The organism is Martinezella sp. CNPSo 3964 (genome assembly GCF_057784375.1).
In genome coordinates, this window is sequence record NZ_JBXSOW010000007.1 from 406,085 (window position 1) to 417,111 (window position 11,027).

Consider the following 11,027-nt stretch of genomic DNA (forward strand, 5'->3'; position numbering starts at 1 on the left):
CCGACAGAGATGAGCATTTGGCGACAGGACAAGCAAGAGTATAACTTGCAGCCAGCTAAAGCTGAGCCTAAATCTCATCAAAACAGCGAAGGACCGCGATGATGAGCGACAAGCCCCGGATCACCATTCTCTACTGCACCCAATGCAACTGGCTGCTCCGCTCCGGCTGGATGGCGCAGGAGCTGTTGCAGACCTTTACCGACAGCCTTGGTGAAGTGGCGCTGATACCGGGCACCGGCGGCGTCTTCGAGATCCGCATCGACGGCGAGCTTCTGTGGGAGCGCAAGCGCGACGGCGGCTTCCCCGGACCGAAGGAGCTGAAGCAGCGGGTACGCGATGTTATCGACCCGGAACGCGACCTCGGCCATACCGACCGCGCATCGCTGGAAAGCTGAGCCTCCTGCTGCTCGGGGCATCAGTCGAAGGGCGAACGGCAGGGCTTGGTGCCGTTGTTGATCGTCGTATAGCTGTTGGTGCCGGGATTGTACGTCCGGTAGCGCTCGGCGCACCAGGTCTGATGCTGCCTAAGTTTCTGGGCCGGCGAAGGATAGAGTGCCCTCGGCGGCGGTGTAAAGGTTTCACGCGGCGGCACTTGAACACGCGGACTGCCATAGCGATTGAGGCCTCCCGTATAAGGCGGTGTGATCGGAAGCGGCTGGCCAGGGCGGGTGTAAAACTGCCGCTGTCCGAAACCGAAACAGCCACGGGTATCGCAGATAACGGTATTGGTGCGCGGTGGCGTGATGAGTTTCCGGGCGTCCGAGGCAGCAGCCGCGAAATCCGCTTGCGACATTGCGGCGAGTGCCAGGGCGCAACCAAGCGCGATCCTTTGAAAAACAGCCATGACAAGCTCCTGTTCCGGACGCTACAAACCTACGACGCGGCAGCCGCGCCCCTATCTTATTTGGGGTCATGACGGTGGCAAAACCAGTGCTGCCGCAACCGCAACGTATCGACCCACGATGAGTTGATCGCCGCCACCGCTTGCGCCATAACAGCGCAATCATTTCTAGGAGATTGCCAGTGAGCAGCTTGAAATTCGGCACCAGCGGCCTTCGCGGCCTATCCGCAGACCTTACGGGACGAGCATCCGCGCTCTATGCCACGGCCTTTGCCCGCCATCTGCTGAAGAGCGGCCATGCCAAGCCAGGCGACCTCGTCCTCGTCGGCCGCGATTTTCGCGAATCGAGCCCGGCGATCTCGGCCACCTGCATCGGCGCGCTGAAGCGGGCAGGCCTGACGCCGATCGACTGCGGCACATTGCCGACGCCGGCGCTGGCGCTCTACGGGCTGCAACTGAAGGCCGGCTCGCTGATGATCACCGGCTCGCACATCCCCGCCGACCGCAACGGCATCAAATTCTACCGGCCGGACGGCGAGATCGACAAGCGCGACGAGGTGGCGATCAGCGAAGAAGCCCTGGCGATCGGCGATTCGGTGCTCGACGAAACGCCAGCGGAAGCGGAAAACCGGACGGCTCAGACCGAGGCGCTGTTCCTGGAACGCAACAAGGACCTGCTGCCATCAGGCAGCCTTTCCGGCCTCACCATCGGCGTCTATCAGCACAGCACGGTGGCGCGCGATCTTTTCGGCCAGGTGCTCTCGCATTACGGCGCCCGCGTGGTGCCGCTCGGCCGCTCTGAAAGCTTCATCCCGGTGGATACAGAAGCGGTCTCGGCCGAGACGATCCGCCTCATGAAGGGCTGGGCACCGGAGCATGGGCTGGACGCCATCGTTTCGGCCGATGGCGACGGCGACCGGCCGCTGGTCGCAGACGAAACCGGCGAACCGTTGCGCGGCGACCTGCTCGGCCTCATCGCCGCAAACTTCCTTGGCGCCGAAGTCGTGGTGACGCCGGTCACCTCCAATTCGGGCATCGAGGCCGCCGGCTCCTATGCGGTCACACGCACCCGTGTCGGCTCGCCCTATGTGATTGCCGGCATGGACGAAGCCATTGCCGCGGGCAAGGCCAATATCATGGGCTTCGAGGCTAATGGCGGCACGCTGACAGCCAGCCGCTTCACCGTCGAGGGCAAACCCTTCGAACCGCTGCCGACGCGCGACAGCTTCCTGCCGATCCTGGCAACGCTCTACGCCGCCGCAAGGGCCAAGAAGCCGCTCTCCGCCGTTGCCGGCAGCTACCGCCTGCCCTTTGCCGCCGCCGATCGTCTGGAAAACTTCCCCGTGGAAACCAGCGCGGCGCTCATGGCCTATCTGCGCGCTTCCGACGCCAATCTGGCAGATTTCCTCAAGCCCATCGCAACGGTCGCGTCAAAGAGCGATATCGATGGGCTGCGTGTCACGCTTGTGGATAACCGAATCATCCATTTCCGCCCTTCCGGCAATGCGCCGGAAATGCGCTGCTATGTGGAAGCATCCAGCGAAGACGAGGCAAAGGCCCTGCTGGAACAGGGACTTGGCTTGATCAGCGCATGGGCCGCAGCCCGGGTTTGACCCGGGCTTCACCCGCTTTTTTCACGATTGCCACGAAAACTTCAAAAACCCTGTTGACACCGGACGGCCACCCCCTTACATGCGTGTCCGTCGCCCAGATGGCGGAATTGGTAGACGCGCAGGTTTCAGGTACCTGTGCCGCGAGGCGTGGAGGTTCGAGTCCTCTTCTGGGCACCATTTCCTTTCTTGAGAAACGTGGATTTCTCAAAGATTTCAAGACTTAATGAGTTCGCAGAATGCAGCTTTCGGTTAGCCGGAAGTTCATTTGCGCCTGTCTTGAAAATAGGCTCAGCGGGTGAAAAACCTCGCCTTCGGCATCGCGAACAATCTCGGTTTGAACCGGCATCCCTGATGCCGTGCCGGGAAGTGATAAAAGCCTGATCGACGGCCGTCACCGCACTTCTTTAAATCATTGACTGCCGAAGAAGAGGTCGACCTAATAGGGGAAACCTTGAGGGATTTTCGATGGACCATAAGAGCGACTGGTACGATCTGATCGTCGGCAATGGCAATGTCAACGAAGGGCTCGGCAGGATGATAGGTTTCATCCTCGCCGTCATCTTGATCCTTAGCCTGATCTTCTGGATCATCTGAGTGCCTCCGGTCCGAATGTCCGGGCCGCTTCGTCACTCCCACCACGTGTTGCATATCGATCTAGTGCAGGCTTTTCGGCATCCGGCTTGACGCTGAGCCCCGCCTCACGCGCCGCATCCAGGAAGGCCTTTCGAGATTCCTCGGCGGAAGCCTTGCCGAGCACGGCGTCGAGGCACACCAGCACGGCCTCGTCGACCGCAGGCCCGCTACTCACCGGCCACTCCTCGCTCATGCAGTTCGCCGCGTCGAGCGCGTTGGTTATGATTGCAAAATGTCCCGCGCCGCCAAGCTCGACTATGACGGGATTGTTCCAATCACCGTGTTCCATGACCCTACCTCCTCAGCCCGTGCATCTTGCGATAACGGGGAGTAGAGGCGAGATGTTCCGGGATCGCAGCAGTGCCGTTAAGATTTTATTGAGGTTTCATCGGATCCGGCCCGATATGGCGCGCGCCGCGCGATAATCATCCGGCTTGCTCGCCGATCTCCCAAGACATCGATCGCCGCATCCGCGCTTCCCGCTTTGCGCAGACCTCCATCCCGCTATAGCGCTACCTCATGCATCTCCAACTCGTTAACCTCTGCGGCAGGGAGGGCAAGACGAATAAGGGGAACAAAAAAATGGACCACGTCTGCAATCTGCTCTGGCTGGCCTTTAGCGTCGGCCTTCTCTTTGCCGCGCTGAACCGGCGCCTGGTCGGGGATTATCTTACCATGTGGTATCTTCTTGTCATCACCGCCATGACCGTGATGGCCTGGGCGGGCTTCTTCCCGACTGACATGGCGACCTTGCGGGCCGGCTGACTTCCTATGTCAGGCATGAGAAAGCCGCCGAAATGCTCGTTCGGCAGCCCTCAGGGGCGTTCGGATATCGGCGGGTGATCCTGCCGCCGACAATGACCTTAAAGCTTGGGGCTCAGCGGCACGATGGCGGCAAAGCGCAGCCAGTCCTTCCCTGCCTTCGGCGTCCAGGCTGCCTCGGCAATGGCGGGAAGACGCGGGAAGACCAGACGGTTGAAATAGTCGCGGGAGATGAAATTCTCCTGCCAGATGCAGGCCTGCACACCCTTCATCAGGTGCTTCAGCTCATCCGGGAAATCACCCTCGGCCTCATAGGCATAGGTGTGGGCCGGCGGCACGGTGCCTGCCCAGCTTGCGCCCGGCTCCTGCCAGGCATCGGCCTGCACCATATCGAGATAATAGGCCTGGCCCGGCGTCATGACGACTTCATAGCCTTCACGCGCCAATTCAATGCCGACCTCCGGCTTTTCCCAGGCCATCAGCAGCGTGCTTTCTGGATCGACGCCGCCGCCATGGGCGACTTCATTCCAGCCGGCAAGCTTGCGTCCGCGCTCGGTAAGCATAGCCTTGATGCGCTTCAGGAAATAGGACTGCAGCGCAAACGTCCCCGATATGCCTTCTTTCTCCATCAGCTTGCGCGCCAGCGGCGAAGCGAGCCAGGAGCCATTGGCAACCTCGTCGCCGCCGATATGGAGATATTCCGACGGGAAGAGCTCGACCATTTCATCGAGGACCTTGGCGAGAAATTCGTAAGTCAGCTCGATCGCCGGGTTCAGGGCGTTGTTCGGATAACCCTGCACGGAGTGGTAGCTGTCCGGCGCCTCCTGCCCGTCCGTCAGCTCAGGCAGAGCGACGAGGGTGGCGGTGCTGTGGCCGGGAATATCGATCTCAGGGATGACCTCGATGCCGAGCGCTGCGGCATGGGCGACGATCTCCCGAACATCATCCTGCGAATAGAAACCGCCGACCGGCTCGGCAGCGTTACCGAGCTGCGGCAACAGTGGCTCGTCCGGTCCGCGCAGCACGCCCCTCGTGGTCAGCTGCGGATAGGCGCGGATTTCCAACCGCCAGGCTTCGTCATCGGTCAGGTGCCAATGGAAGATGTTGAGCTTCAGCCAGGCGAGAATATCGAGCAGCCGCAGGACGTCGTTCTTGGGGGTGAACTGCCTGGAGACGTCGAGATGGCAGCCGCGCCAGCCGTAGCGCGGCCGGTCGGCAATTGAGCCGGCGACTGGGAAGCGGAACCTGCCGGGCTCGCGTCGCGCGCCATCGAGAAGCTGCGCCAACGTCGTCAGGCCGTAGAGGCGGCCTGACGCAGTGGAGAAGCCGAGTACGACCTCATTGCCGGAAAAGGAAAGCTCATAGGCTTCGCGGCCAAGCGCCGGCCGCTCGACGAAACGCAGTGCCCGGCCCTGCGGCGCGGCAATGAGGCTGAAGGGCATGTGATTGGACGGAAACAGCCGGCGGAACAGCGCCTGCGCCGTCGCAAGCGCCTTGAAGCTCGCGGCATCCGTGCCCTTTGCCGGGTAGAGCGCGACCGGAAAGTCTTCCTCCGGCTTCACGTCGATCTCCGCCGGCCAGGGCTGGATGGCATAGGGAAGCTCCAGCCTGCCTTCCGGCAGCAGCACCGGCAGTGGCTCGCTGGTGCGATCAGCGAGCAACAAGTCCGAGGCGAAGACGGTGACATGCGTGCCATCCTCAAGCGTCACATAGGCGGACTTGGCGCCATCGGTGCAATGGCGCGCGATGCGGTGGAGGCTTGAAACACTGAACGTCCAGCTCTCTCCGGGAGCTACGGACAGGCCGGCCGCCGGCGCAAACTCATGAAAATTGGCGTTGCGGCGAACGAAGACAGCATTGTCACAGATCTTCGGATCGACGAAGCGCGTCAGCGTCGTATAGGCGAGACGAAAATTCGCGAGAGGCGTATCCGAAAAATTGAAAAGCGTCAGGGTCAGGCGACCATGCTTTCCGCCCTCGGGAGACCATGTGTTTTCGAGATGATAGGGGGACGGCTGCATTATGTTCCCTTTGGCAGTGCGCGTCAGTAGTGTTCGGACTGTGAGAAGGTGTGGGCAAGCTCGGCCTGACCCGCCGTCAGGCCGCAATCGACAGGCAGGCAGACGCCAGTGATCGCCGAGGCAAGCGGGCTTGCGAGGAAGGAGACGGCATTGGCAACGTCGACCGGATCGACGACGCGGCGCAGCGCATACCAGCGCTTCGCTTCCTCGAAGACATTCGGATTTGCGGCGGCGCGGACTTCCCAGGCCTGGGTGCGCACGGTGCCGGGCGCGACCGCATTCGAGCGGATGCCGAACTTGCCGTATTCGACTGCGACCAGCCGGGTGAAATGCAGAAGCCCGGCCTTGGCGGCGCTATAGGCTGGATGACCGAAGACGGCCATGCCGTTAACGGAGGCGATATTGATCACCGACCCCTTCGACGCCTTCAGCATGTCTTCGACTGCACGGAAGCACAGGAAGGCCGCCTCGAGATTGAGGGCATTGTCGGCACGCCAGATGGCCGGCGTGGTGTCGTGGAGGCTGACGGCGCGGGCAGCACCGGCATTGTTGACGAGCGTCTTCACCCCACCGAGATCCGATGCGGCCTTGGCCGTGGCGGCGACATCGGCATCGCTGGTGATATCCGCCTTGAACGGCACGAAACGCTCCGCAGAGCCGAGTTCCCCCGCTGCCTTTTGCACGGCTGTCTCGTCGATATCGACGAGCAGGATGATATCGTGGTCATCCGCCAGACGCTTTGCGATGGCACGACCGATATCGCCGGCCGCCCCTGTGACGATGGCAACGGATTTGCTCATATGTTTCCCTCTGATTTAAGTCCCCGAACGGCGAACACCCGCCGCTCCTTATTGTTGCTTCCCGCACGGCTCCTAACGCGAAACCGTTTGGAGCCTTCCTTAATCCCCCAGCAGCTGGCGGTCGTCACCGTCACGATGGGTGACAAGCTGCTGCTTGATACGGCGCAGCGTCACCGTGGCCTGCGGCTGGATGCGGTAGGCGATCAGACTGGCGAGAATGTCCACCACGGCCAGATAGGCAATGCGGGTCGATGTCGGACGATAGATGTTGTCTCCCTCCGGCAAATCGACGGGCAGCGTGATCTCGGCGGCGCGCGCCACCGGGCTTTCGCTCTGCGTCAGCGCGATGGTCGGCACCTTGGCTTCGCGTGCCAGCGCAAAGGCGCGCACCAGTTCGGCATTTCGGCCGGAGAAGGACGAGCCGATCAGCACATCGGTCGGCTTGGCGGCAGCCGCCATCATCAGCTGCATGCTGTGGTCGGAGCTTGCGGTAATACGAAGGCCGAGCCGGAAAAGGCGGTTCTGCAACTCGGTCGCGATCATCGAGGAATTGCCGCCGGAGCCGAAGGCATAGATCATCTCGGCGCCGGCAAGCCGGTTCGCCGCCCGCTCGATGGCGGCGACATCCAGACCGCGATGCAGCAGGAAGAGCGCGTTCTGCGCCTTGGTGATGATGTCCTGGGCAACGTCGGCAGGCGCGATGCTCTTCGGCTCGGGCTTCAGATAGCGCATCCCGACATAGGCGGTGCGCGCCAGCTGCACCTTGAAATCGGAAAAGCTCTCGCAGCCCAAACGCCGGCAGAAGCGCGTCACCGTCGGCGGCGAGACATCCGCCTTGCCCGCAAGCTCGATGATGGAAGCATTGACGGCGAATTCGAAGTCATTGAGGACGATATCGGCGATGCGGATTTCCGATTGCGAAAGCCGGCCTCTCTCTTCCTGCATGGTCGTGAAGATATCCATCAGCCCCCCTTTGTCGCTGGTTTGTCCACGTTTGACACGTAGTCAGCGACGCGATCCATCTCAATTTCATCAATCCCGCCGGCGCCTGTGGACAGGCGTGCGGGCAGATGAGGCTTGTCATTCGTTCCCATTCAGCCGGAACCCTGACATGCGATGGCCACCATGCGGTTCCTGCAAATTATTTTCTTGATACGTTGACAAATGACCATAGAAAGCAGAATTTGACCAGTGAAAATCGTAAATTATGAAAAGAATTTAAATGGCGGCTGCTACCATGCGTGATCCTTTCAAGAATCCTTTCCCTGCCAGCGATGCCGCCAAGCACTCGATCTGGGAGATGCTCGTCCCGCGCGATATCGATGCCTTTCTTGCCGCCGACTGGTCGATGGTTGCAGGCGATTTCGTCGAAGAGGGCTTCATCGGCATCGATGGCAAGCGCGATGTCAGCCCGGACAAATGGCGCCTCGCCTTCCCGACGTTGTCTGCCTATCGCGACGAATGGCTGCGCCAGGCACGCGACTTCGCCACACAGTCGTTCGCTGAAGACGCCCGCACGGCCATTTTCACAACGACGACGCTCGAAGACATCGAGATCGAAGGCGACATGGCCCTGGTGCGCAAGAAGTTCGACGGCAGCCTGAAGAAGTCGGATGGCGGCATCGACGTGATGAAGTGGCAGACACTTTATTATTGCCGCCTCCACGAAGGGCGCTGGAAGATCTGCGGCTTCACCGGTTACCTGCCGAACCCCATGGAATAGAGGCGACAGCATTGCGCATTTTCACCGCGGCCCTTGCGACCGAGACGAATACCTTCTCCCCCATCTGCATCGACCGACGCGCTTTCGAAGCCTCTCTTTATGCGCCGCCGGGCAAGCACCCGGAGACACCGACGCTGTGTTCCGCGCCGATCACTGTCGGCCGGCAAATTGCGGTGGAAAAGGGCTGGGACGTGATCGAGGGCACCGCCACCTGGGCCGACCCCGCCGGTCTGGTGAACCGCCTGACCTATGAGGACCTGCGGGACGAAATTCTCGAGCAGCTGCGGGCGGCGATGCCCGTCGATGCCGTCGTCCTCGGGCTGCACGGCGCCATGGTCGCAGACGGCTATGAGGATACGGAAGGTGATTTCCTCACGCGCGTGCGCGAGATCGTCGGACCTGATATTCTCGTCTGCGCCGAGCTTGATCCGCATAGCCATCTGACCGCGAAGCGCCTCGCGGCGGCAAATTTCTTCGTCTATTTCAAGGAATTCCCGCATACGGATTTCGTCGATCGCGCCGAGGACCTCTGGCGCATCGCCATCGACACGCTGGAAGGCCGGGTCAAGCCGGTCATGTCCGTCTTCGACTGCCGCATGATCGATGTCTTTCCAACGTCGCGCGAACCCATGCGCTCCTTCGTCGACAAGATCATGGCGATGGAAAGGAGCGATGCCGAGATTTTGTCCATCTCCGTCATTCACGGCTTCATGGCCGGCGACGTACCGGAAATGGGCACGAAGCTGCTCGTCGTCACCAATAATAAGCCGGATAAAGGCTCTTCTGTCGCGCGTGATCTCGGCCTGGAACTTTTCTCCAAGCGCGGCACGTTCATCATGCCGCAGATCGATGAGAAGCAGGCCGTGAGCGAGGCCATGGCCGCGACGTCCGGCCCGGTCGTCATCGCCGATCTCTGGGACAATCCCGGCGGTGGCACCGCAGGCGACGCGACCGTGATCCTGCAGGAGCTGCTCGACCGTGGCGCCACCGATACGGCGATCGGCACGATCTGGGACCCGATGGCCGTGCAGATATGCATGGCGGCCGGTGAAGGTGCGGAAATCCCGCTGCGCTTCGGCGCGAAGTCGGCGCCAGGCACGGGCAATCCGATCGACGGTCTCGTCAAGATCATCCGCCTCGTCCCCAATGCCGAGATGCGTTTCGGCGAGAGCTTCGCTCCCTTCGGCGATGCCGCACATATTCAGCTCGATGGCATCGACATCATCCTGAATTCGACACGCGCCCAGAGCTTCGACCCGAGCCTGTTCTCCGTCATGGGCATCGACCCCACGGCCAAGAAGATCCTGGTCATCAAATCGACCAATCATTTCTACGCGTCCTTCTCGAAGATCGCCGCGGAGATCCTTTACTGCTCCGCGGGAACGCCTTATCCCAACAATCCGGCGCGCACGCCCTATCGCCGCGCGCGAAAGGATATCTGGCCGATGGTGGCGGACCCCTTTGCGGAAGAACAGAAAGACGCCTGATATGGCACATGACATCGCCTCGGAAATCAGCCCCAAGCCGGGCGACCGGATCGAAAGCCTCTCGACCCCGCGCCCGATCATCGATGAGGACCGGCTGGCCGGCAACATTGCCCGCGTGCAATCCTACATGGATGCGCATGGCCTGAATTTCCGCCCGCATATCAAGACGCACAAGATTCCGGCGCTCGCACGCGCCCAGGTTGCCGCCGGCGCCAAGGGCATCAACTGCCAGAAGATCACCGAGGCGGAAGTCTTCGCCGAGGCCGGCTTCGAAGATATCCTGATCACCTTCAATATTCTCGGTGCCGAAAAGCTTGTGCGGCTCTCGGCTCTGAATGACCGCATTGCCGGTCTCAAGGTCGTGGCCGACAGTACCGTGACGGTGGACGGCCTCTCCGCCTGGTTTGCCAGCCGCAAGCCGCTGACGGTGCTGGTGGAGTGCGATACCGGCGGCGCGCGCTGCGGCGTGCAATCGCCCGAGCAGGCGGCTTCCCTCGGCAAGTATATCGCCGGCAAGCCGGGTCTCGTCTTCGGTGGCCTGATGAGCTATCCGAAGCCGAACAATGCCGCTGCCACACAGGCTTTCCTTGTTGAAGCCGTAGCGCTGCTGAAGAATGATGGCATCGAGTGCCCGATCGTCAGCAATGGCGGCACGCCGAGCCTCTTCGAGGCGCATCTGGTGACGGCCGCCACCGAGCATCGCGCCGGAACCTACATCTATAATGACCGCTCGATGGTACGTGCTGGCCATTGCAAGGAGGAGGATTGCGCCATGCATATCCTCGCCACTGTTGTCTCCCGGCCGACCGAAGATCGCGCCGTCATCGATGCTGGCTCGAAGGCACTGACCTCGGACCTTCTCGGCTTTGCCGATTATGGTCAGGTGGTCGGCTATCCCGACGCCGTCATCAAGGGTCTTTCCGAAGAGCACGGCGTCATCGACCTGTCGAACTGCACAGGCCCTCGCCCGCAGATCGGCGACAAGATCCGCATCATCCCGAACCACACCTGCGTCGTCTCCAACCTGTTCGACCAGATGGTGTTTCACTGCGATGGCGTCGTCACCCGCGTCGAAGACGTGGCGGCGCGCGGGCTCGTCTGGTAGGACTGCCCATCATACGCCCTCGTGGTTCGAGACAGCCTTTTA

The 11,027-nt window shown here is 61.5% G+C and carries 12 protein-coding genes and 1 tRNA gene; 8 read left to right on the plus strand and 5 right to left on the minus strand.

Translation table 11 applies throughout. The annotated features are described in order from the left end of the window. Positions 1-101 precede the first annotated feature (101 nt). Positions 102-395, plus strand: a complete 294-nt coding sequence (locus AC13Q5_RS23175; RefSeq protein ID WP_034514177.1) for an Rdx family protein — start codon at positions 102-104, stop codon at positions 393-395. Between the two features lie 20 nt (positions 396-415). Here the strand turns inward: AC13Q5_RS23175 and AC13Q5_RS23180 are convergent, their stop codons facing one another. Beyond that, positions 416-844, minus strand: coding sequence for a BA14K family protein (locus tag AC13Q5_RS23180; RefSeq protein WP_488503278.1), 429 nt, complete (start codon positions 842-844; stop codon positions 416-418). Between the two features lie 179 nt (positions 845-1,023). Here AC13Q5_RS23180 and AC13Q5_RS23185 point away from each other — a divergent pair, with 179 nt between their 5' ends. The 3 genes from AC13Q5_RS23185 (at position 1,024) to AC13Q5_RS23195 (ending at position 3,048) form a co-directional block, all read left to right on the plus strand. Beyond that, the gene (locus tag AC13Q5_RS23185; protein WP_488503279.1) at positions 1,024-2,454 is read left to right on the plus strand and encodes a phosphomannomutase; all 1,431 of its coding nucleotides are present in this window, start codon (positions 1,024-1,026) and stop codon (positions 2,452-2,454) included. Between the two features lie 92 nt (positions 2,455-2,546). Then, a tRNA-Leu gene (locus tag AC13Q5_RS23190) sits at positions 2,547-2,631 on the plus strand. Positions 2,632-2,919: 288 nt separating this feature from the next. After that, on the plus strand, positions 2,920-3,048 hold the full coding sequence (locus AC13Q5_RS23195) for a hypothetical protein (protein ID WP_280173864.1): 129 nt from the start codon (positions 2,920-2,922) through the stop codon (positions 3,046-3,048). Here the strand turns inward: AC13Q5_RS23195 and AC13Q5_RS23200 are convergent. Further along, positions 3,041-3,376: a DUF982 domain-containing protein gene (locus tag AC13Q5_RS23200; RefSeq protein ID WP_488503280.1), complete on the minus strand. Its 336-nt coding sequence runs from the start codon at positions 3,374-3,376 to the stop codon at positions 3,041-3,043. The genes AC13Q5_RS23195 and AC13Q5_RS23200 overlap by 8 nt on opposite strands. Positions 3,377-3,669: 293 nt before the next feature. On the opposite strand from AC13Q5_RS23200, the gene AC13Q5_RS23205 reads away from it, so the two are divergent. Beyond that, positions 3,670-3,852, plus strand: a complete 183-nt coding sequence (locus tag AC13Q5_RS23205) for a hypothetical protein (RefSeq protein ID WP_075856685.1) — start codon at positions 3,670-3,672, stop codon at positions 3,850-3,852. 98 nt (positions 3,853-3,950) lie between these two features. Here AC13Q5_RS23205 and AC13Q5_RS23210 read toward each other — a convergent pair whose 3' ends face one another. From AC13Q5_RS23210 to AC13Q5_RS23220, 3 genes are all read right to left on the minus strand, one after another. Then, positions 3,951-5,870 (minus strand): beta-N-acetylhexosaminidase, encoded by a 1,920-nt coding sequence (locus AC13Q5_RS23210; protein ID WP_488503281.1) that lies wholly within the window; start codon positions 5,868-5,870, stop codon positions 3,951-3,953. Between the two features lie 23 nt (positions 5,871-5,893). Further along, positions 5,894-6,670, minus strand: a complete 777-nt coding sequence (locus AC13Q5_RS23215; protein ID WP_488503282.1) for an SDR family oxidoreductase — start codon at positions 6,668-6,670, stop codon at positions 5,894-5,896. A gap of 99 nt (positions 6,671-6,769) precedes the next feature. Continuing rightward, positions 6,770-7,633, minus strand: a complete 864-nt coding sequence (locus tag AC13Q5_RS23220) for a MurR/RpiR family transcriptional regulator (protein ID WP_075856688.1) — start codon at positions 7,631-7,633, stop codon at positions 6,770-6,772. A 274-nt stretch (positions 7,634-7,907) separates the two neighbouring features. Here AC13Q5_RS23220 and AC13Q5_RS23225 point away from each other — a divergent pair, with 274 nt between their 5' ends. Genes AC13Q5_RS23225 through AC13Q5_RS23235 form a run of 3 tightly spaced genes read left to right on the plus strand, consistent with a single transcriptional unit; the run spans position 7,908 to position 10,985 of the window. Further along, positions 7,908-8,393, plus strand: coding sequence for a hypothetical protein (locus tag AC13Q5_RS23225; RefSeq protein WP_075856711.1), 486 nt, complete (start codon positions 7,908-7,910; stop codon positions 8,391-8,393). Positions 8,394-8,404: 11 nt separating this feature from the next. Next, positions 8,405-9,880, plus strand: a complete 1,476-nt coding sequence (locus AC13Q5_RS23230) for a M81 family metallopeptidase (protein ID WP_075856689.1) — start codon at positions 8,405-8,407, stop codon at positions 9,878-9,880. A 1-nt stretch (position 9,881) separates the two neighbouring features. Then, positions 9,882-10,985, plus strand: a complete 1,104-nt coding sequence (locus tag AC13Q5_RS23235) for a D-TA family PLP-dependent enzyme (RefSeq protein ID WP_488503283.1) — start codon at positions 9,882-9,884, stop codon at positions 10,983-10,985. Positions 10,986-11,027 lie beyond the last annotated feature (42 nt).